The following is a 22,993-nucleotide window of genomic DNA, read 5'->3' on the forward strand; positions in this document are numbered from 1 at the left end:
TGTTTGAGGATGTTCAATGTGTGAATGTGTCATAATCTGCTCTGTTTTTAGCTTTTTTTCTTAATTTTATATCGTTTTTCGCCTTGCGGACTGGCTTCAGCAAGTTTATCAGTGAGGCGCTGAGCTAAATTTTCATCTGCCAATTTTGGATTGACATAGACGCGCTTGATGCTTGGCTGATTTGTCGCTTGATTTGGCTTATGATCGCTGTCATTAAAGCGGCGAGAGTCAGGCGCCGATCGCTTCGCTCGTTGATCAAAATTATTAAAACGATCCGCATGCGATTTTTTGCCATCTTTACCAGGCTTGTGATTGGGTTTTTTGTCAGTGGTTTGATTAAATTTTTTGGTAAAGCGCTTAGGCTGATCAAAGCTTTTGGGCGTTTTGGGCTGTGGTTTTTGATCCACAGCATCATCGATGACCACTGCCGCAGATTTGACCGCATTTTTATGGCGGATCTCATAACTGCGATGGATGGGTTTTTTAAGATCAAAATCAAATCCAATGGTTTCATGAGTGATGTCTTTGACATCGTATCGCACCATCAAACTTTCATCAAATTCAAAACGCGTATAATTATTACTAAAGTATAAAACACCGTCCGCGGTCAGTCGGTTCATCGCACGATTGATCAATGCGACATGATCTCTTTGGACATCAAAGGTACCTTTGAATTTTTTGGAATTTGAGAAAGTCGGTGGATCAATAAAGATCACGTCGTATTGCTCAGTATGTCCTTTAATCCATTCAAAAACATCGTGCGCAATGAATTGATACTTGCCACCCTCTTCTGTCATGGCATCAAGCAAAAGCCCATTTAGGGCAAAATTTTGTTTCCCCCAATCCAAATAATTGGCAGACAAATCAACACTGGTCACCGATTTTGCCCCTGACAATGCGGCATGTACCGAAGCTGTACAAGTGTATGAAAATAAATTTAAGACACGCTTGGCGCGGCTAGCGGCGCCGACTTTGGCACGCATATTACGGTGGTCGATAAACAGCCCTGTATCCAAATACTCCGTGAAATTAACATAAAAATAAGCATCACGCTCACGCATCACCCACATCTTTCTGCGTTTGGCGGCATTGTCGTTTTTGGTATACTGCTCATTACCTGACTGCTTGGCGCGCGTCTTAATAAAAATGGATTCACGCGGCACCCCAAACACTTCTCGAACGGCTTGCAAAACTAGATTAAAGCGAGCTTTGGCGACATCGGCAGGAATTTGTTTGGGTGGTGCATATTCTTGAACATGGAGCTTATCGCCATAGATATCGATCGCGACATTGAAATTTGGCAAATCAGCATCATAGACACGCAGATTGGTCACGCCTGATTTGATGGCTTGTTTTTTAAGATTGGATAAATTCTTTTGTAGACGATTAATAAAATCTTGAGCCTCTGGATGGGTGATTTCTTGTTTTTGCCACTCAAAAATCAAGGCAGATGACTCAGACAAATTCAGCTCGCCATGACGAAAATACACCGTCAAAGCACCATTATGGCAACGCAAGGTCTGAGGCTCTATGATCGGCAAAGTGTCCGCATGCTCAATATGACTTGCCAAGACTGCCATCGTCGCATCAATCGCCTGTCCTGTATTGGCAGCAGCTGATCGCATGCCAGCTGCAACATGCAGCCCAAGTCCATGATACAAAGGCTTAATAAAGTCCGTATCCCCCAATCGCTCTCCATAGGGCGGATTGGTGATGATCAGTGGCTTTGAGCAAGTCAATGTAGATAAAAGCTTAGGTAGCTGATATAAAGCACGCTGAGCTAACGTAACTTGATCTAGGATGGGTCTAAGCCCTGCCGCCATCAGATTCTTATGGCAAGCCTGCACCGCGTAGGCGTCAGCATCGCAGGCGATCACGGTCAAAGGCTTAGCCTGCATTTGAGCCAAGCGCGCATGGAATCTTTGTGTCGCATCTGACACCATCTCATCCCACATCTCATCATCGTGATGCTGCCAACAATAAAATCCAAATTCATCAGCCGACTTTTCTAGACCGACAGGATAATCAGCACGCATCAATAAAGCTTCGGTGATGAAAGTGCCTGAGCCACACATCGGATCGATGATCGCATCATAAGTTCCTTCATGCCAACCACATTCGTACAGCAGTGCAGCCGCTAAGTTTTCTTTGAGCGGCGCTGCAGTATTGGCAACGCGGTAGCCTCGGCGATGCAAACTGGTGCCCGATAAATCCAAAAAAATCTCAGCAAATTTATGGTTAGCTGCCGCAAAAATCTGAAAATCAGGCTGCTTGGCATCGACATCAGGTCGCGCACCAAAGGCACGATTAAAGACGTCAGCAATGGCATCTTTGATACGCAAAGTGGCAAATTGCTGATTGACCGACAAGCGTTTATCAGTTGATAAACGAATCGCAAAACGGTGCTCAAGCCCAAATAAATCTGTCCAATCAATACGACTGGCAAACTGGTACAGTGCCTCAGGCACATCCTCATCCAATACCTCAACAGGCTGTCTAGGTGCAGTTTGCGATAATTTTTGTTTAAAATGGTATTCACCAAGCGGCAACAAAACACGGCTAGCCACTCGGCTATACAGACAAATATGGTATAGCTTTGCCAAATCCGTAATGACTGCCACACGCCCTGCTCGCAGCACATCGCTTGACAAGCCAAAACTGCCCAGCTCAATTTGTAAGGCAGCTTCAAGACCATCGGCACACGTCACAACGATGGTGAACTCATTTACGTCAAAGTTTTTGAGATCGGCAAAATAAGAGGGTTTGTGCTGAGTCATAAGAGTCCAAATTTGGGTTTTAAAGAACAGAGTATTATAGCATAAACCATGATAAGAATTTAAAAAATATGAACCGCCCAGTGTGTCAGGTGGTTCATGATCCCCAATGCTTAACTTTTTTGTTCCTCATCATCAAATTTCAGACGCTGTACTTGATCGCCATCTTCGGTCATGATCAGCCTCATATACGGGAATGGCACTTCAATGCCTGCTTCATCAAGTGCTCGCTTGATTTTTTCATTAATATTTTCTTTAATAATCGGGATTCGAGCGACAGACAGCGGCGCCACCCAAAAACGTACTATCAAATGAACACCCGACTCACCAATGTCTGATACGGTCGCAAGCGGCGCAGGGTGTTTCAAGACCACTTCATCTTTTTGAAGGGTTTTGATGATCGCGCTTCTGGCTGCTGTGATATCCGCATGCAAGCCAATGCGGGTTTTGACATCAAAGCGGATCATTTTTTTGGACGTTAAATTCACCACCTCAGATGAGGCAACCGTCGAGTTTGGAATGATGATAATGATATTATCGCGGTCAAGGATTTGGGTGGCGCGTAAGGAGATTTTGACCACGCGCCCTTCTTTTTCACCCAAACGAATCCAATCGCCAACTTGAAACGACTGCTCAACCAAAATCACGATTCCAGCGATAAAGTTTGCAAGGGTGCTTTGAGATGCCCAACCAACAGCAAGACCAGCGATACCTAGACCTGCCACAATGGAAAATATATCAAAGCCAAATTTTGCCATGACTGTGGCAAAAGCAAGCGCCAATATGATGACCAGCAATAAGTTTTTTAAAAGCTGCTCAATGGAGGCGTTTAAATCATAATGCTTTAACACACTGCTGACCATTTGACCGCTCAGCGCCCAAAGCACATAATAAAACCCCGCCCATGTCGCTGCTTTGGCTGTGGCTGTCACAGTATTGTCGGTAACGCCAATTTGCGACATCACGGCAAGCAAACTGGTCATAAACCATAAATACCGCAAAGTTGCGCGTGCGATGCGTGCATAGCGATAAGGCAGACCAAATAACTTGCGCACGGTTTTGACGGTATAAACCAAAAACCAGTAGATAAACCCCACCAGTAAAAGCAAAATGATGATTTTGATACTGGTACTTAATATTGACAAGCCGATGTGCGCCAAAGTCAGCGTCTGATCATCCAATGACCCGCCGAACAGTTGATAGATATTTTGATACAGCTCTTGTAGTGTTCTTTCAAAGAACTCAGCAATCTTAGGCTTTGTCATCGAATACATGGGCTTAAAAAATTAAATATAAGCATAAAACCCCTAAGGCGGACACCTTAAGGGTTTTATCATCAATCACAATTAAGGCTTATTGTTTTCATCCGCTAAGAAGAACCAAGTATCTAGCACCGAATCTGGATTCAAAGATACCGAGTCAATGCCTTGCTCCATCAGCCAATAGGCCAAATCAGAATGGTCTGACGGACCTTGACCACAGATACCGACATATTTACCAGCTTTATTACAAGCTTGGATCGCTAAGCTTAGCATTTTTTTGACTGCTGGATCACGCTCATCAAACAAATGGGATACGATGCCTGAATCGCGGTCAAGACCAAGCGTCAGCTGAGTTAGGTCATTTGAGCCGATTGAAAATCCATCAAAATATTCTAAGAATTCATCAGCCAGTACAGCGTTGGTTGGCAGCTCGCACATCATGATGATTTCAAGACCGTTATCACCGCGCTTTAAGCCATTTTTCTCAAGTAATTCAATGACTTGTCTTGCTTCTTCAGTGGTGCGCACAAATGGGATCATGATCTTAACATTGGTCAAGCCCATGTCATCACGCACATATTTTAGCGCACGGCACTCAAGCTCAAAGCAATCGCGGAAATTATCCGATACATAACGGCTCGCACCGCGGAAACCAAGCATGGGGTTTTCTTCAGAAGGCTCGTACAGCTTACCGCCGATCAAGTTGGCATATTCGTTCGATTTAAAGTCACTCATACGCACAATGACAGGCTTATCACGGAATGCCACCGCCAAAGTTGAGATGCCTTCAATCAATTTATTGATATAAAATTCAACAGGAGAATTATAACCCGCCATACGCTCTTGGACAGCTTGTACGGTCTCTTGTGGTAGCGTGTCGATATTTAACAAAGCTTTAGGGTGCACGCCAATCATGCGGTTAATAATAAACTCAAGTCGAGCCAAGCCCACGCCTTGGTTCGGAATCTGTGCAAAATCAAAAGCACGGTCAGGATTGCCCACATTCATCATGATCTTAAAGGCAAGTTCAGGCATGGTGCTGATTGAGTTGCGCTGCACTTCATAATCCAAAAGACCTTCATAAATAAAACCAGTATCCCCTTCTGCACAAGATACGGTGACTTCTTGACCGTCGGTGAGCACTTCGGTGGCATTACCAGAACCGACGATGGCAGGCACGCCCAATTCACGCGCGATGATCGCTGCGTGGCAGGTACGACCGCCGCGGTTTGTGATGATCGCTGAAGCACGCTTCATCACAGGTTCCCAATCAGGATCAGTCATGTCAGAGACCAAGACGTCACCATCTTGAACCTTGCTCATTTCATTTAAATTGGTGACGATACGCACTTTACCGCTACCGACGCGCTGACCAATCGAGCGCCCTTCCGTCAGAACTTTGGCACCTTTTGAGTCGATCACATAGCGCTCCATGTGATTTTTGTCTTGGCGAGATTTAACCGTTTCTGGTCGTGCCTGTACGATAAAGATTTCACCGCTATCACCATCTTTTGCCCATTCGATATCCATTGGGCAGCCGTAGTGCTTTTCAATGATCATAGCTTGTTTTGCCAAGCGGGTTAGCTCTTCGCTGCTCAAAGCAAATTGATTACGCTCAGCTTTATCGACGTCAACGATTTTAGTAGACTTGGTGGTGCTACCTTCATCACCATAAATCATTTTCTTTTGTTTTGAGCCCAAATTACGGCGCACAACCGCGGGGCGATTTTGTTCGATCAAAACTTTTGACAAGTAAAATTCGTCAGGATTGACCGCACCTTGGACGACCATCTCACCCAAACCGTAGCTTGCTGTAATGAATACCACTTCATTAAAGCCTGACTCGGTATCTAGCGTAAACATCACACCAGAGGTGCCCGTCTCTGAACGCACCATACGCTGAATGCCAGCTGACAGCGCAACGCCTGCGTGTTCAAAGCCTTTGTGCACGCGATACGCGATGGCGCGGTCATTATATAATGAAGCAAAGACTTCCTTGATGGCGATCAGCACATTATCAATACCGCGAATGTTCAAGAAAGTCTCTTGCTGACCTGCAAATGAGGCATCTGGCAAATCTTCAGCAGTTGCCGATGAACGTACGGCGACGGCAATATCTTCACCTTTTGACAATTCTGCAAAAGCAGTACGAATTTCATCTTCTAAGTCTTTTGGCAGTTCTTGTTCGATGACCCAACCGCGAATTTTGGCGCCTGTTTGGGTTAATAAATCGACATCATCAACATCTAAACCTTTGAGTTCGGCATTAATCTTATCAAGCAAACCTGTGTCATTCAAAAAGCGATTAAATGCCTCTGCCGTGGTCGCAAAACCATTAGGTACATTCACACCTAAGTTGCCCAAATGGCTGATCATCTCGCCCAATGAGGCGTTTTTACCACCGACGATTTCAACGTCATTTTTACCAAGTTGATTAAAGGCAATGACTTGCTTGTTCATAGTTAGCTCCGATTGGTGAACAAAAACTTTGGCACAGATGATTCCAATTCCTTTTTTTTACTCGTCAAAGAAATGATGCCAAAGGCTTTGAGATATTTTTAGCGATTATAGCGACAAATGTTGCAATTCTCAATCAATTTATCTATTTATTCATAATAAAAATATACCCATAAATTACAAAAATATAAATCCTAAATATTATGCATATCCTCTGGGAAGTACGCTTGTCCATCGCGTGCAAAATGGCTTTTTTATGCTATAATGACAAAACACTTGTTTTGGTCAAATAATGAAGCACAGACATGTACGTCCACACTCCCACACCTACTCAACAAGAAAAACTGTCAAACATCCGAAGCGCTTTTTTTATTTCTGATGGCACAGCGATCACCGCCGAAACCCTAGGAAAATCACTGCTAAGTCAGTTTAGCGATGTGGAATTTGACATTCAGGTCATCCCTTATGTTGATACGCCTTTATTAGCCTGTGAAGCAGTTCAGCGTATTAATAAAGCTTATGAATCCAGTGGTCTTCGTCCGTTGGTCTTTGATACCATTGTCTCAGATGAGATTCGTGAAATTATTAATGCTGCCGATGCGCACAATTTGGACATCTATGAAGGCTTGATCAATCGTATCGCCACTGAAATCAATCATAAGCCCAATCCGCACGCTGGCATGGCGCACAGCAGCGTTGATTCAGATGATTATAAGGCGCGCATTGATGCGGTGCATTTTGCTTTAGATAATGATGACGGCGCTCGTACCAACCACTATGACGGCGCCGATATTATTTTGATTGGCTTATCCCGCTCAGGCAAGACGCCCACTTCTTTATATTTGGCGCTTCAATATGGCATCCGTGCTGCCAACTACCCTCTAACCGAAGAAGACTTGGACACCAGTCAGTTGCCAAGAGCTTTAAAGCCATATCATCACAAACTTTTTGGTTTAACCATCGACACAGAGCGCCTCGTACGCATCCGTCAAGAGCGCAAAGCTGGTAGCCGCTACGCAAGCTTGGCACAATGTCAAGAAGAGCAAAGAGCCATTCAAGCCATTTATAGCAGCCAAAAAATCCCCAATCTGAATGTCTCTGAGATGTCTGTTGAAGAGATTGCCACCCGCATTTTACAAATTACGGGTCTAAAGCGGCGCATTGGTGTTTAAGAATCATTGATTAATAGTATCGAGCAAAATTATGTCAAAAAAACTTCCGATCATGTTGTTGATCATCTCAGCTGGCTTAGCAGCATGTCAGACCATGCCGCCAAAACCCGCCCCTTATCAGACTCCACAGATCGTCACTGCCAATAGTCAAATTCTTGAAGTGTTGCCACTGCGCACATCTTGTAACTCATCATCGCCCATGCAGTGCTTAATGGTCAAGCCTGCAGGCAGTGCTGACAGCGATATTTTTGGCATTGGGTTTAATGCCATCAAAGGCTTTGAACCAAAACTGGGCGTTCGCTATAAGATTCGCGTCAGCCAAGAATTTGAAAAGAGCACCAACTCACCGACAGGCACTTGGCAATTAGAAGAAATTTTATCCCAGACGATCAATTAAAAAGCTCTATTAGAACAATTATTAAGGATTAGTTATGTCAAAAAAACCTAAAACTACCCAAGATGCTGACCCAGTTGCTTTGATCGAAGCCCCTACCCAAACAAAAAAATCTCAAACTTTTGAGCATGTTGAGCATGATCACACCCATCCTAGTCTCATCAGCCCCTTAGATGGTCAGCGCGTCGGTCTAAATCGCCCTCATAAAAACAAAATCAAGCACAATTATGAATACGATGCCATCGTGCTTGGCGCAGGTCCTGCTGGTGAAGCGGCGGCGATGAAACTTGCCAAATCTGGGCATCGCGTTGCAGTGATTGATCCGCGTGATCAAGTTGGGGGTAATTGCGCGCACGTAGGCACGATCCCAAGTAAGGCGCTGCGCCAGTCTGTCTTCAATATCATTAACTTTCGCCGCGACCCTTTGTTTAAACAAACCAAAGACAGTTATCAAGTCCCACTAAGCAAAGTATTAAGCCGCGCGCGTGAAGTCATTCGCCACCAGGTCAATACGCACAAGCTGTTTTATGAGCGCAACCAAATTCAAGTCATCCATGGTTGGGGAAGTTTTGTTGATGCGCACACATTAGAAGTGTACACCAGTGATCACGAACCGACCAAGACCATTACTTTTAATCAGGCGGTGATCGCGGTTGGCTCGCGCCCCTATCGCCCTGATATTTTGGATTTTAATCATCCGCGTGTCTTTGACTCAGACAAAATCCTGCAAATGGACTATGTGGCACGCAAAATCATCATCTATGGCGCTGGCGTCATTGGTTGCGAGTACGCTTCTATTTTTACAGGCTTAGGCTATGTGGTTGATTTGATTAATAATAAAGAGCAGCTTTTAAGCTACTTAGACGAAGAAATCTCCGATGCGCTTAGTCATGACTTTCGACAATTTGGCGTACGCATTCGCAACCACGAAGAAATCGATCACCTTGAGACACACGACGACTGCGTAGTATTACATCTAAAAAGCGGTAAAAAAATTAAATCTGATGCCATCTTATGGTGTAATGGCCGCTCGGGCAATACCGACAGCCTAAACCTAGAGGCCGTTGGACTCACCGCAAACAGCCGCGGTCAGCTTGAAGTGGACAAAACTTACCGCACCAGCGTACCACATATATATGCCGTTGGTGATGTGATTGGCTGGCCATCTTTGGCTTCAGCAGCCTACGATCAAGGGCGTAACGCTGCAGGATTTATGGTAGGTGATGAGGATGCTGAATTTGTCAATAGTGTTCCGACTGGCATTTATACCATTCCTGAAATTTCTAGTATCGGTAAGACTGAAGCTGAGCTGACGGCAGAAAAAATTCCTTATGAGGTCGGACAGGCATTCTTTAAGCACTTGGCGCGCTCGCAGATTATTGGCGAACGCTCAGGCGTTTTAAAGATTCTATTCCACCGCGAGACGCTTGAGCTGCTTGGTATTCATTGTTATGGTAACCACGCTTCTGAGATCATTCACATCGGTCAGGCAGTGATGAAATGTGGTCATACGCTTGAGTATTTTATTAATACAACTTTCAACTATCCCACAATGGCAGAAGCCTATCGTGTCGCCGCTCTTAATGGGATGAACCGAATTTTTTAGCTTACTAATAAAATCAAAACAGCCGATGATAATGATCGGCTGTTTTTTTTATTGGTGAATTAACATAAAAATACATTTACTTACCAATTGAAATGGTTGTTGATTTATTATAGAATAAAAATAACAATTTTTTAATAATCTAAACAGCTTAAAGGTAATACCATGGAGCGTAAAATCCTAGTAGCAGCCCTGCTAGCAGGGGCAACTTTACTGACCGCTTGTGATGATGTTGTCAAAGGCGTCGCCCGCGAAATATTAAAAGATGAAGCACCTCCTGCACAAACGGCGCAGCAGCCACAAGTGCAAGATCTTCAGCCTGTCATTCCTAATGGTCAGCAGCCTGTGCAGCAATACGATCAGTATGGGCAGCCAATCATAAATCAGCAGCAGATGCCCATGCAGCCCAATCAGATCCCTCAAACTCAAGATCCAAATACAATGGCACAAGCAGCACCCTTGCCACCTAAGCCTGCACCTGCCCCACAAGTCAGCGAACGAGTTGTCCGTAAACGCGCCTATGTACTGACACAACATGGCAGCAATGTCATGGTTCGTAGTGCACCAAATCGCAACGCACGCAAAGTCGGCTACTTGTATGACGGCGAAGATATTTGGGTCGTTGGTGAAACAACCAACTGCCAAACTATTAATGGTCTATATGGCTGCTGGGTAAAAGTTGTGGATGCTGCTGGATTAACTGGCTATAGCTTTGGTGCTTATTTGCAGTATTAATTTTTTAAACCCAAGCCCACCATTGCTTGGGTTTTAGATATTTGAGTCATTATGCCTCCTAAAAGAAGTTATACACCCAAAAACCCAAAGAAACCCAACCGTCTGAACAAGACGGGCTGGGTTTTAATTGTCTTTGGCTCATTGGGTGTGACTGTTTTTGGTTATCAGTTTTATCAGCAAAATCAGACAGCTGAAGGTAAAAAGCAAATTTTAAGGATTACATCTGCACAGCCTCAAGCAAAAATTCAACAACAGCATATGGGCGACTCCAATCAAGTCCAGCCAGTGATTTATACCAATCAGCCGATTGAGATAAACAAATTAACCAAGCCTTTGGATCCTACGACATCCAAACCAACGCGCCTGCAAGAAGTTCATGGCGTCTTTAATCAAAGCTCAGTCAAACTGGTGCCCATTCCAAAAAAATACACCTCAAAGCCCGAACAAATTCATCCTGAAGTTTATAACCCATTGATCTCTATGATTCAGGCTGCACAAGCGGATAATATTAAGCTTAGCGTCGTCTCGGCATTTCGCTCTTATGAAAGACAAAGACAAATCTGGGAGAATAAATGGGGCAAGCATCCGGATAATGACATCAATAAAGCTAAAGATATCTTAAAATGGTCTTCATTTCCGGGGACAAGTCGCCATCATTGGGGTACCGATGTGGACTTTAATAGCGTCGAGCTGGCTTATTGGAAGTCTAAAGAGGGCTTAAAGGTCTATGAGTGGCTGCAAAATCATGCGCCCAAATTTGGATTTTGCCAAACCTATGGCGACGATCGCCAGCATGGGTACAATCCTGAGCCTTGGCATTGGTCATATCTACCAGTCGCTAATGGGTATCTCGCCCAAATCAGCAATCCAATGGTTTTGGAGACTGTACTAACCCAAGGCGTCAAGGGTTCTGAAGCAGTTCGCCAATCAGGAGACTTAATGACCTATGTGACCAGTATCAATGCCTGCCAAGTCACATATCCACCAGATTCTCAGCAAAATATACAAAATGCTCAATATCTTGCACAAACTGATCTGAATCCGCCAGAGCAGTACTCAGATCCAAATCCGCCAGTACTAACCAAGCCACCCTTAGGACCTAAGCCCTACATCTCTTATGAAGGTCATAAGATTACGCCGAACACCGAAGGTGACTTTCAGAACCCAAAAATTGAGCAAAACAACTAGCTCATATTAAAGTTTTTATCAATCTCCCATGGCTTAGGCAGTGGTTTATCCATCAACATTAAGGTTTCACGCTCGATCATTCTTACCATCGTATCGAGCGCCAAATCATGATGATCAGAGCCAAAAGGTTCTTCTAATTGCCTTGCCAGCTCATCTAGCCCAAGCAATAAATAAGAAATAAACCCAACCAATAAAGGCGTCCAAAAACCCATCACGGATTGTAAACCAAAAGGCAGCGCCCAACAAAAACAATAAACCGCCCGATGCAGTAGCGCCGAATAAGGAAATGGCAACGGTGTGCCATGAATGCGATCACAGCCTGCTTGAATATTACCCATCTCAATCACATGTTTTTGGATGGTCATATAGATGATGTCGCTGATTTGACCCTGCTGAACCGATTTGATCAATTGCTGCTGCATCGCCTCCAAAACTCGCTGCGGCGCATTGATCTGCTGATCAAGCCAATCCAAATAATGATCATCAATCTTGGTGTAGCCAAACTGTGATCGCTCGATATTTTGCCCACGCAACCGATCACGAAGCGTCGCCACAAACAGTAGCATCTGATACAGTAGTGATTCACGCTCGCTCTGTGCCAAAAAGTGACTATCACGGCTTAGATGGCGCGTATTAGCCACCAAAGCACCCCACAGCTTACGACCTTCCCACCATCGATCATAACAGGCATTATTACGAAATCCCAAAAAAATAGAGATGATAACACCAAACATCGTAAAACCAACTGCAGGGACGGTAGCGACATAATACCACTGAAATTGCGCCAAAAAGCCAGCGATCAAGGACAGCACCATGATGCCCAGTATCGTTGGTAGCACTTTGGGTAGCACTGTGCCACGCCACACAAATAGCAGCTTTAGACTGTTTGATTTATCTCGGACGATCACAGCACTCTCCTGATTTGAATGTGGGATAATTTGGTCAAGCAGGACAATTTACCATTGCGCATCTTGTGCCATTTACCCTTTTAAGGCTTAATCACGCGAGGATTAGAGTTACCCCAAATGGTATAAAGATCCGCCAACAAAGCATCATTAATGTCCTCAATTTCACCTTGGCTGATTTGCGCCGTACCTTGGCGACCGTAGATCACCACCTCATCACCGATATTAACAGCTTGCCTAGCGATAATATCTGTCACATCCACCATCGTCGTATTCATCGATACCTTGCCCAATACTGGCGCGCGCATACCGCCAATCAGTACCACGCCTTTATTAGTGAATGCACGCCGATATCCATCTGAATAACCAAAAGGCAGATTCGCCAAATAAGAATCGCGCTGCAAGGTATGCGTGCCATCATAGCCCACTGTTGAGCCCTTTGGATAAAATTGCACGCCTGCCACCTTAGTCTTAAAGCTCATGATCGGCTGATACGCAGGCTTAGCATCGATCGTGTCACCATAAATCAGCCCGCCTGGACGAACCATATCCAAATGACTTTCGGGTACAGTGATGGTCGCAAAGGAATTGGCAGTGTGTAAAGTCAACTGGCTACGATCCAGTTTTGCTTCATTTATCAGCCAAGCGCTTTGCTCATTAAATCGAGCCAAACGCTCACGCACAAAGTCTTCATCTTCAAAAGCATAATGCGTCATAATGCCTGTCAGTTTCAGCGCTGATAACTTCGTAATGGCAAGCGCATCGGCTTTGCCTTGGGAGTTTTGGACATCCAGACCATTTCTATCCATGCCGCCACTGTTAAGCGATAAATGCACATTAAGCTGTTTACCATTTGCTGCAGCAAGCTCATTTAGTGCTTGGGCATGAGCCAGACTACCTGTAAGCTCAGTGACATCATATCCCAATGCAGTCTTAGCCTCATCTGTGCTTGCCAAGCGCACACGCATAATCACTCCCTGATAGCCATGTGCACGCGCGATTTTGGCCTCTTCGTTGCTTGCGATGCCAATACAAGGAACGTTTAGCTTAATGATACTTGGCATCAACAAATCAATGCCATTACCATATGCATCCGCCTTCATGATGGCGCAAATTTTGGTTGAATCGGATAAATTGTGCTGTAAGCGCGTGATATTATTTTCAAACGCTTTGACATCGATTTCAAGCCAAGCATTGGCTTTGGCGTGATTGGCATAACGATAATCTTGATGCGCCTGCAAAATCGGTGCAGCTTGTGCGGTACTGACGGCATTTAGCCCAAATAAAGCAGTGACTATGGCAAGTTTTAATGAAGAATATTTCATCGCAATTTTATCCTTAAATCATTCAAATCATAAAGCATTCATGCAAAATAGATGCTGTGTTATTTTAAACAAAAATTCAGACATCGCAAGCAGTTTTGATATTTTTATTTATAACACAAAAAAATCCCAAGCCATAAAGACTTGGGATTTTGAGATATGGCGCAGCGGACGGGGCTCGAACCCGCGACCCCCGGCGTGACAGGCCGGTATTCTAACCAACTGAACTACCGCTGCAATATGGTGGGTGGTAACGGGATCGAACCGCTGACCCTCTGCTTGTAAGGCAGATGCTCTACCAACTGAGCTAACCACCCTAAAATGTGTTTTTTCTTTAAACAGTTTACTGTGCTTAAGAAAAAGATTCGATACGGTGTCAAGGTATCAACATTTTAAGTTCTTAAACGACCCCGTGAGTGATGTCTCACTGTGTTCGTTCGTTGTGGTGCGTATTATATAGAATTTCACAGCAGTGTCAAATGCTTTTTGGGTGAAATTACCTGATATTTTCGATAAAGTTTATAAGTGATTGATATTTAATGGGTTAATTTTTAATTTTTACCATATTTGTTTTGAATGTATGCTTCGGTTTCAGCGAGCCTATCAAGCGTGCCGACATCCATCCATTGATCGGTGATCCGCTCACCACTCACCAACTGCTGATTAATGGCAGATTTTAAATACGGTGCTAGCGGCGCAATCTGCCCTCGATCCAATGATGCCACCATCTTAGGTGACATCACACTGATCCCTGCAAAGGTCAATGCGCTATGACCATCACTTTTTAGGGTGACTGTGTCTTTGATTAATCCAAAGTCGCCCTCAGGGTGATGCTTAGGATTATCCACCAAAATCAGATGCGCCAACCTGTGATTAAGCTGATGACTCAGCAGCTGATCAAACTCAAACTCCGTCCAAACATCACCATTAACCAAAATAAATGGTGAATCATGCAGCAAGCCTTGATCCAAAGCAAACTTGATACCGCCGGCAGTCTCAAGCGGCTCACCCTGCTCAACAGAAAGCAAAATCTCAATACCGAATTTTTCAGACAAATTCATCGCCTTTAGTTCTGTCAATAGCACATCGGACAGATAGCCGGCATTGATGACAATACGGCGTACGCCTGCCGCCGCCAAGCGCTCGATGTGCCATTCGATCAATGGCTTGCCGGCAACCGGAATCAGCGGCTTAGGCTTCGTAAGCGTCAATGGGCGCATACGCGTACCCTTGCCTGCCGCTAAGATCATTGCTTGCTCAATCATACCCCCTCCGAGCATCCAAACTTAGCGCGATAAGATGGCAGCACATCTACTTTCAGCCACGCCATAAATTCACCATAGATTGACTCATTACCACGCTCAGATAGCCAAGACAGCTCGGATAACAAGTCGCGCATCACCTTAGGAATATTGTCAAGGTAGCGATGCTTGCCGTCACGCTCTGATAAGCGAATAAAAATCCCCAAAACTTTCAAATGACGCTGTACGCCCATGATGTTCGTCTGTGTAATGAATGTTCCCAAATCAACGCTAGGCTTGGTCAATTGATAAAATTCATGAATGCGCTTTTCAACCCATGCTTCATCATAATCAATATACGCATCTCGCACTAGGCTGACCAAATCATAAGTATAAGCGCCAATCACCGCATCTTGAAAATCGATCACACCAAGATGATCGCTGCCTTTATCCATCATCAGATTACGGCTGTGGTAATCGCGATGCACGATCACTTTGGGCTGCTTGCTGATCTGTGTGATGAGTGTATGTTTCAAATGTTGCCATTTTTGAGCACCCTCATAAGTCAGCTCAACGCCCAAATAAGGCAAAAACCACTCACTGAACAAATCCATTTCTTGAGCGAGTTTTTCGTCACTGTACATAGGCAAATCAGCACCCTCAATCGTCTGCAGCTGAGCTAACGTCTGTAGGGCTTTAGTGTAATAGTCATCTTTTTTATCAGCATCTTTGGTGATCGCGTGAGCAAACTCCACCCCCCCAAAGTCTTGCAAGAGTAAAAATCCCATCGCTTCGTCACGCGCCACGATGTCAGGCACATTCACCGTTTCGCTCATGATGTCCGCCACGTGGATAAACTCTTGGATGCTTTCTTTGTCAGGCGGTGCATCCATCAATAGATACGTCATCTCGCGGCTGCCCGCCTCACCACTCATCGGTAAATAAATGCGGTGGTAGCGACGAAAACTGGCATCTCCTGGCAAGCTCTCCACAAGAAAGCCGGTTGCCAAATTTGCATTCAAAAACTTCATCATCTGAGTGTGGCGCGCATCGCTCATAAATTTTCTCAACTATTGGTGATATGAAAGTGACAGTTTAGCGGATTTTGGTGGTTTAAACCAGTATCATAATGGAAAATAATCAAGCATTTGACAAACTTGTCATTAAAACACTCATCCAAAAAATTGACCGCTCTATCAAGCATATAACCATGGTGTGATTGCAATTTCATCTACAAAACCGATAAAATAATCGCACCAAATGCTGAGAATGGTGTAAAATAGCAAAAATTTTATATTGATTTGTAAGGTTTAGCTGTGATTCGCTCTCGTATTCTTTCTGCCAGTTCAATGCACACCGCTCACCACCATCGCTCAAAGTCAAAAGCGTATTTGACTGCCGCCATCCGTTATGCGCTGTTTGGTGCAGCCAGTTTGCCATTTGTGATGCCAACTTATGCAGAGATCAATACCAGTCGTTCACTCACAGTTGTTGGCGCAGACAGTGACATTAGCAAAGAAGATTTGCCTTATGCACCAGATGCCAAGCCCATCACTGCATCCGATCCAGATGCCGATCTACAAAGTATTGATGAGACGGCAAATGCTTTTGATGGCTTCGATCTTGAAGTTATCGCACAGCAAGCAGCCGAGCAAACTGGTGATCAAAAAAGCCAAAGCAATCATGAAATCAGCCAGCTGGATGCCTTTGCTAGTCAGCCAGATAATACAAATTCACAGACCGCTAAGCCACCTGCTGAGCAGGCTACGCTCTCTGCCAGCAGAAGCTTAGCCAAATTAGCCGAAAACTATCACGCAAAACCCAGCTCAGATGCTCGCTGTCAAGGTGTGTGGATGCAGCCAATCCACCAAGCTGCACGTACAAATGGCCCCGTTGCCCCAAGATTGGATGAGAATGGCAATCCGCTTGCAGCAGGCAGTATTTTTGCTCAAGCGGATTATGGCTATTATGATGCCCAAACCTATGCTGAGCTGTCTGGTAATGTCATTGTCGAACAAAACGGTCAGCGTGTGATGGCGGACAAGCTCACCTTAGATACTCAAACAGGACAAGCCATTGCTTCAGGTCAAGTGCAGTTTAGTGATGGCGGCGCAAGCGATAACAGTGTTGGCATTATCGGTGTGGCAGAAAACTTAGAATACCGTACGGACGGACAAACAGCAGTCGCGCAAGATGTTGCTTTTGCAAGTACCACCATTAACGCGCACGGTTACGCCAGTCAAATGGACAAGGTCAGCAGTAGCGAATATCAGCTTCAAGATGTCATGTTCACAACCTGCCCACCAACAGAACGCAAATGGTATTTGGATGCTGATAGTATTGATATCAATACCGACACAGGTCGTGCGATCGCCAAAAATACAACACTGCGCATCAAAGAAGTGCCCGTATTTTACTTACCGTACTTTAATTTTCCGATCGACAGCCGCCGCTCTTCTGGATTTTTGTTACCATCAGCGGGATTTGGCACATCAGACAGTTTTGAGATCAGCGCGCCTTATTATCTGAATTTGGCACCTAATTATGATGCAACCATCACACCGACTGTATTTACCAATCGTAACCCCATGCTTACGGGTGAATTTCGTTATCTGACCCAAGATTATGGATCAGGTATCTTAATCGCATCCTACCTTCCAAAAGATCGTCAATATGATCATGAGGACCGTAGCCAAGTCAGATTTGATCACACCTGGCAGCCCAAGCAGTTTGATAAAATCACCACTTACGCACAATATCAATATGTCTCTGATGCCAGTTATTTATCAGATTTTGATACTTTAGGCATTGAAAGCACCAAGCTAAATCTCCCAAGACGGATCGGCGCAAGCTTTTTGGATGAAAATGTCTCGGCTGATTTAAGATTTGAAGATTTTCAGCGCTTAGATGGCTTTAACTTAGATGGTACGCCAATCACAGACAAAGACAGACCCTATGCGCGCCTACCACAGCTGTCAGTCAATTATCGCTTGCCTCGAACTTGGATGGGCACGCCCAGCGGTCTTGAGCTAAGCGGCATTCACAATTCAGCCTATTTCAAAAAATCCATTGAAGATAATTCTGAACCAGAAAAAAGCGGCGGCAGAATATTTAACCAATTCACAGCCAGTTATCCACTGCTGCGCTCGTGGGGCTATTTCACACCTAAGCTTAGCTTGACGCATCTGTACGCCAGCTATGATGAAGACAGCTTAGCCGACCAAAATCTCACCAAGCAAGACGGCAGCTATTCGGTGTTTGCACCAACGGTCAGCTTGGATGCTGGACTGTTCTTTGAAAAAGCTGGCGCGCCATTTGGCATGAGTCAAAATGCAGGCGGTTACCAAGTATTGACACCGCGACTGCATTATACTTACACCCCTTTCAAAGACCAACAAAACATCCCAAATTTTGAGACAAAAATTGCGCAGCTTAGCTATGAGCAGCTCTTAACCAATAGCTGGTTTTTGGGTCACGACCGTATTCAAGACTTACACGCCATCACGCCTGCGGTCAGCTATCGCTATATAGACCAAACGGGTCGGACACGATTTGAAGGTGGCGCTGCAGAGCAGATCTTATTGGATGACACGCGCGTTGGTATCGATGACAGCGAAAACTATAGCGGCAGAAGCTCTGGTTTGGCGTGGCAAGCCAGCCTACAACCTAAAGATAATTTATGGCTTGATGCCTCAGGCTCATTTAGAACCAATTATGATTTGAGTAGTATTGTGGCACAAATCCGCTATCAGCCGAGTGATCGTCAATTATTCAATTTGGGCATTGTGGAAAGAAAAGAAAATCGTGCGTTTAATCAAGCCGCCCTATCAGCATATACCGCTTCTGCCGTTTTTCCGATCAATAATCGCTGGCGTGTGATGGGGCAGCTACAATACGACTATAACCTAGATTATGTCATGGATTCTTTGGTGGGTCTTAATTATGAAGACTGCTGCTATGGCTTATCGATCTATGCAAGACGCTATCGAGATGCTTTCAATCCGCACTTATCGCCGAATACAGCAGTGATGGCAGAAGTTCGCCTAAATGGCATCGGTGGCGGTGGTCGCTTGAATCGACTTTTGAGCGAGAAAGTTATGGGCTATGATCAAGTCCAAAATGCTTGGCAGCGCGACTATTAATTATACAGCCATGCCTAAAAATTTTAAATTAACATCAATTATCAGCAAGTTTTTGGCGTGGTTTGACGCTAAGACAGACAAATGCTAAACTTTACTCATTTAGGCTGATATTTATTATTCACAATTAAGGATTATCCAATGCAAGGTAAATTTATCATCAAAGCTTTAACCGCTGCTGTGATCAGCTGCGCAAGCCTTGTGTCACAAGCATCAATCAACGGGAATAGCAATGACGGCATTGTAGCTGTTGTCAATGATGAAATCATTTTAAAAAGTGAGCTTAATCAAGCCACCGAGATGGTAGCAGCCGAAATCCAAAGAAACGGTGGCAGCGTCACCCAAGATCAAGCACAAATCCTAGCTTTGGATGAGCTGATTAATGAAAAACTTCAGCTTGCCATCATTAATCGTGCCGGCGTCGTTCCAAATGATACTGTGATCAATCAGCAGTTACTACAAATTGCTCAGTCTCAAGGCTTGAATAATTTGGCAGAACTTCAATCTAGGCTAGATGCTGAGCGTTCAGGCAGTTACGCTGCCTTACGCGCAAGCCTGATTCAGGATGCTGCCATGCAAGCCTTGTGGCAAAATCAGGTTCAAAGCCGCGTTCGCATTACCGACGATCAGATTGACGCGTTTTTAAAGAGCCCTGAATCAGCGCGTTTAAACCAAGTTCAGTATCGCCTTTTGCACATTCGTGTGCCTTATCTTGACAATACCGCGAACGAACAAAATCGCCAGCAAGCTGCTTTGGTTGCTGAGCGTGTTAAATCCTCTTTAGACGCTGGCATGAATTTGGATCAAGCCATGCAAAATGCTCGTGGTAACTACACCCCTGAGCTTCAAGGTGCTGATACTGGATTGATCAATGTGGTTGCCCTACCGCCAGCCATTGCTGCCGAAGTAGATAAGCTAGACATCGGACAAACATCGGCGCCGATCGTTACCTCAAGCGGTATTGACATTGTCAAAGTAGTAAATAAACAACAGCAAAACCAAGTCATCGTGCCAGAATGGCAAACCAGTCATATTTTAGCTCGAATTGATGATAATCAAAGCAGCGGTATCGCTGAACAAAAAATTAATGCCATTTATCAGCAATTACAGCAAGGCGCTGATTTTGAAACTTTGGCAGCGACTTATTCAGACGATACAGGTTCAGCATCTCAGCGAGGCAGTTTGGGCTGGGTTAATGAAGGCGACATGGTGCCAGAGTTTGAAGCTGTGATGAAAAATACTGCACAGGGTGATTTTTCTACCCCATTTCGCTCACAATTTGGTTGGCATATCTTAAAAGTCAATGACGTTAGACAACGTGATGTCACAGAGCAATATCGTCGTAATGCTGCGCGCGAATATCTGTTCTCGCGACGCGCCCCACAGGCTCAAGAAGACTGGTTACAAGAGCTACGCTCAAGCGCTTATATCAAAATTTACGAATAAATAAAAAACACCGAAGATTGAATCTTCGGTGTTTTTAAGGTCATTAAAATTATCTTAGCGGTTTAAGTCAGGCTAACTTGATGGATTTTTCAATACTTCAGTTAGCCTGGCATCTGGCAGCTATTTAAGCACTGTCAATGGATCAACATAAACGCCATTTCTAGAAATTCTAAATTCAAATAGCGCTGCGCCGCTTGGCTGATTTTTCATGCTTGCAATGCGCTGACCGGTGCGCACCGTATCGCCGGCGCTGACTTGAGCGTCTTTGATATGAATATAGCTGGACACAAAGCCATTGGTATGCTGAATCACGATACTGGCTCCATCCATGTTGCGATCAGCCTGGATCACCGTCCCTGCATTACTGGCATTAATTGCATCCCCATCTCGTCCAGAGAACCACATGCCATTACTGGTGACAGTTGAACCAGCCACTGTCGCCGTGCCAAAGCGTCGTACCACTGGATTGGTAGTACCAACAGGATAGCGAAACTGCATCACGCCTGAGCTACCAGTGGCAAATGGCGCCTCTGTTACAGTTGGGACAACTGGCGCCGGCTGCTGAACCACAGGCGGGGTCGGCGTGGGGGCTTGTACCACGGGACGCTGCTGAACTGGCGGTCTGCTTTGAGTCACTACAGGTGCAGGTGTGCGAGCTGTATTCGCGCCAGCTCTGATACTGCGCTCACGCGCTCTGATATCACCTGACCATAAAGTTAGCCACTGACCTGTATAAATGGTATAACTGCTATTAAGATTATTAATGCGTCCAATCTCACGCCAATTTAGCCCATAGCGCTGAGCAATCTTACTGACAGTATCACCCTGCTTGACTTGATAGCGATTTGGCACACCCTTACTGTCTGTGATGACTTGCGAACCCATCCCTGAACCACCTGAGCTTGACGCACTGTTATAAGTTGGCTTACTGGCACATCCCGCCAAAATACAAGTGGTGATCACGCCAAAAACCAAGCCCAAGCGCTTGATGGGTCTTTGGGTTTGTGAATTGATTATTATCGTCACAGTCATACTCCAGTACTGATGATTGATTAAGCAGATTTGGCAAATCATTTTGCCCAAATTTGAAACGACAAATGCCCTATTGTAACATGGGATAAGTTAACACAAAACCCACAATACCTGGGCTTTTGTGTTTTTTTGTCAAAGTTTTTTGCCTAAAAATTATTGATCAAATACGCCAAGGCATTTTATAAATCGTTCAATTAATCTCTGCCAACAATCCCCAAAAAACAAAAACGGCTGAAAAAGCTTCAGCCGTTTTAAATACGCAGCTAGATTAGTTTGAAAATTTCATCAAAATAGCATTGGCTTAGTGATCGCCAACACGACAATGCCCACATAAGCCACACAAGCAATGATCAATCCTGCTTTGGCTTGAGATGGCGCATTGGCGTAATTGCGCTGCGCCTTAATGGTGGCAGATGCAGCAACAATCAGCAAAACCAACTTGGCAAGCGCCCAGTGCTGAATACCTGCAACCTGATAAATCTGCCAAAAAAGCACCAATCCAGTCAAGACAACCGCTGTGTAGAAGACATGATTTAAGATTTTGATGGCATTTGATACTTTTGGCGCTTTACCCATAAACATGGGCAGTGCTTGAAATATGAAAATCAATAGCACAATGATCGCCAAAAGCATATGTAAATGTTTCATAAACACGCTCTAATGATTAAGCATAAATGACTTCTAAAATCTCAAACTCAGCCAATCCGCTAGGGGTTTGGATTTTGGCTTCATCACCTTCAGATTTACCGATCAGACCACGTGCAATCGGAGAGTTGACTGAGATTTTACCTATTTTAAAGTCCGCTTCGTCATCGCCAACAATTTTATAGCGGCGCTCAGCACCATCATCCATATTCTCAAGCACAACAGTCACCCCAAAAACCACACGACCATCTTGGGGCAGTTTAGTCGGATCAATGACTTGAGCGCCGCCAAGTTTGGCTTCAATATCTCTGATGCGCGCTTCGCACAAGCCTTGCTGCTCGCGTGCGGCATGATATTCGGCATTTTCTTTGAGATCGCCATGCTCACGCGCTTCTGCGATCGCTGTGGTAATGCGCGGACGCTCAACGGTTTTTAGCTGTTTTAGCTCATCTTCAAGCGCTTTGTGCCCTTCGGGCGTCATTGGATAACGTTGCATAATTTTCCTTTCAATGTTCATGATTTAAATCAATTTAAGTCAATTCATTAAACATTAACTCAAAAAATCATTTAAATACAAATATTAAGAATGTAAAAAAACTTGCCAAATACGATATCTGGCAAGGTTTTGTTAAATTAGATTTACTAAGGTATTGTACTGGGTTTTAGAAAAAATGCAAG

At 44.6% G+C, this 22,993-nt stretch carries 17 protein-coding genes and 2 tRNA genes; 7 read left to right on the forward strand and 12 right to left on the reverse strand.

The window, feature by feature from the left end:
- Positions 1 to 47 precede the first annotated feature (47 nt).
- From rlmKL to ppsA, 3 genes are all read right to left on the reverse strand, one after another.
- Positions 48 to 2,858 (reverse strand): bifunctional 23S rRNA (guanine(2069)-N(7))-methyltransferase RlmK/23S rRNA (guanine(2445)-N(2))-methyltransferase RlmL, encoded by a 2,811-nt coding sequence (gene rlmKL, locus U0021_RS00975; protein WP_114801151.1) that lies wholly within the window; start codon positions 2,856 to 2,858, stop codon positions 48 to 50.
- 29 nt (positions 2,859 to 2,887) lie between these two features.
- Complete coding sequence (locus U0021_RS00980; protein WP_327037527.1) at positions 2,888 to 4,039, reverse strand: mechanosensitive ion channel family protein; 1,152 nt, start codon at positions 4,037 to 4,039, stop codon at positions 2,888 to 2,890.
- Positions 4,040 to 4,120: 81 nt separating this feature from the next.
- Complete coding sequence (gene ppsA / locus U0021_RS00985; RefSeq protein ID WP_114801123.1) at positions 4,121 to 6,496, reverse strand: phosphoenolpyruvate synthase; 2,376 nt, start codon at positions 6,494 to 6,496, stop codon at positions 4,121 to 4,123.
- Between the two features lie 302 nt (positions 6,497 to 6,798).
- Here ppsA and ppsR point away from each other — a divergent pair, with 302 nt between their 5' ends.
- The 5 genes from ppsR (at position 6,799) to U0021_RS01010 (ending at position 11,585) form a co-directional block, all read left to right on the forward strand.
- Positions 6,799 to 7,665: a posphoenolpyruvate synthetase regulatory kinase/phosphorylase PpsR gene (ppsR, locus tag U0021_RS00990; protein ID WP_114801124.1), complete on the forward strand. Its 867-nt coding sequence runs from the start codon at positions 6,799 to 6,801 to the stop codon at positions 7,663 to 7,665.
- A 31-nt stretch (positions 7,666 to 7,696) separates the two neighbouring features.
- Positions 7,697 to 8,062 (forward strand): DUF4377 domain-containing protein, encoded by a 366-nt coding sequence (locus tag U0021_RS00995; RefSeq protein ID WP_114801125.1) that lies wholly within the window; start codon positions 7,697 to 7,699, stop codon positions 8,060 to 8,062.
- 34 nt (positions 8,063 to 8,096) lie between these two features.
- On the forward strand, positions 8,097 to 9,665 hold the full coding sequence (gene sthA / locus U0021_RS01000; protein ID WP_114801126.1) for a Si-specific NAD(P)(+) transhydrogenase: 1,569 nt from the start codon (positions 8,097 to 8,099) through the stop codon (positions 9,663 to 9,665).
- Between the two features lie 162 nt (positions 9,666 to 9,827).
- The gene (locus U0021_RS01005; protein ID WP_114801127.1) at positions 9,828 to 10,397 is read left to right on the forward strand and encodes an SH3 domain-containing protein; all 570 of its coding nucleotides are present in this window, start codon (positions 9,828 to 9,830) and stop codon (positions 10,395 to 10,397) included.
- A 51-nt stretch (positions 10,398 to 10,448) separates the two neighbouring features.
- A complete protein-coding gene (locus U0021_RS01010; RefSeq protein ID WP_227538749.1) occupies positions 10,449 to 11,585 on the forward strand; it encodes a M15 family metallopeptidase in 1,137 nt (378 codons plus the stop codon).
- On the opposite strand, the gene U0021_RS01015 is transcribed toward U0021_RS01010, so the two are convergent.
- From U0021_RS01015 to U0021_RS01040, 6 genes are all read right to left on the reverse strand, one after another.
- Entirely contained in the window at positions 11,582 to 12,493 is a 912-nt protein-coding gene (locus U0021_RS01015; protein WP_114801128.1) for a bestrophin family protein, read from the reverse strand. The genes U0021_RS01010 and U0021_RS01015 overlap by 4 nt on opposite strands.
- An 80-nt stretch (positions 12,494 to 12,573) precedes the next feature.
- Positions 12,574 to 13,815, reverse strand: coding sequence for an alanine racemase (gene alr / locus U0021_RS01020; RefSeq protein WP_114801129.1), 1,242 nt, complete (start codon positions 13,813 to 13,815; stop codon positions 12,574 to 12,576).
- 157 nt (positions 13,816 to 13,972) lie between these two features.
- Positions 13,973 to 14,049: transfer RNA gene (locus tag U0021_RS01025), tRNA-Asp, on the reverse strand.
- A gap of 4 nt (positions 14,050 to 14,053) precedes the next feature.
- Positions 14,054 to 14,129: transfer RNA gene (locus tag U0021_RS01030), tRNA-Val, on the reverse strand.
- Between the two features lie 234 nt (positions 14,130 to 14,363).
- Positions 14,364 to 15,077, reverse strand: a complete 714-nt coding sequence (gene murU, locus U0021_RS01035) for an N-acetylmuramate alpha-1-phosphate uridylyltransferase MurU (protein WP_327037528.1) — start codon at positions 15,075 to 15,077, stop codon at positions 14,364 to 14,366.
- Positions 15,074 to 16,111 carry an aminoglycoside phosphotransferase family protein gene (locus U0021_RS01040; RefSeq protein WP_114800810.1) on the reverse strand — a complete coding sequence of 346 codons (1,038 nt, stop codon included), beginning with the start codon at positions 16,109 to 16,111 and terminating at the stop codon, positions 15,074 to 15,076. The genes murU and U0021_RS01040 overlap by 4 nt, the downstream gene beginning before the upstream one ends.
- Positions 16,112 to 16,402: 291 nt before the next feature.
- Between U0021_RS01040 and U0021_RS01045 the strand changes: the two genes are divergently transcribed.
- Both U0021_RS01045 and U0021_RS01050 read left to right on the forward strand, forming a co-directional pair.
- Positions 16,403 to 19,195, forward strand: a complete 2,793-nt coding sequence (locus U0021_RS01045; protein ID WP_114800809.1) for an LPS-assembly protein LptD — start codon at positions 16,403 to 16,405, stop codon at positions 19,193 to 19,195.
- A gap of 138 nt (positions 19,196 to 19,333) precedes the next feature.
- Positions 19,334 to 20,638, forward strand: a complete 1,305-nt coding sequence (locus tag U0021_RS01050; RefSeq protein WP_114800808.1) for a peptidylprolyl isomerase — start codon at positions 19,334 to 19,336, stop codon at positions 20,636 to 20,638.
- A gap of 120 nt (positions 20,639 to 20,758) precedes the next feature.
- On the opposite strand, the gene U0021_RS01055 is transcribed toward U0021_RS01050, so the two are convergent.
- The 3 genes from U0021_RS01055 to greA form a co-directional block, all read right to left on the reverse strand.
- Positions 20,759 to 21,670, reverse strand: coding sequence for a LysM peptidoglycan-binding domain-containing M23 family metallopeptidase (locus U0021_RS01055; RefSeq protein WP_114800807.1), 912 nt, complete (start codon positions 21,668 to 21,670; stop codon positions 20,759 to 20,761).
- A gap of 285 nt (positions 21,671 to 21,955) precedes the next feature.
- A complete protein-coding gene (locus U0021_RS01060) occupies positions 21,956 to 22,318 on the reverse strand; it encodes a SirB2 family protein (protein WP_114800806.1) in 363 nt (120 codons plus the stop codon).
- A 16-nt stretch (positions 22,319 to 22,334) separates the two neighbouring features.
- Positions 22,335 to 22,811, reverse strand: a complete 477-nt coding sequence (gene greA / locus U0021_RS01065) for a transcription elongation factor GreA (RefSeq protein ID WP_114800805.1) — start codon at positions 22,809 to 22,811, stop codon at positions 22,335 to 22,337.
- Positions 22,812 to 22,993: the final 182 nt, after the last annotated feature.

The organism is Moraxella canis (genome assembly GCF_034424565.1).
GTDB classification, from domain to species: Bacteria; Pseudomonadota; Gammaproteobacteria; order Pseudomonadales; family Moraxellaceae; genus Moraxella; species Moraxella canis.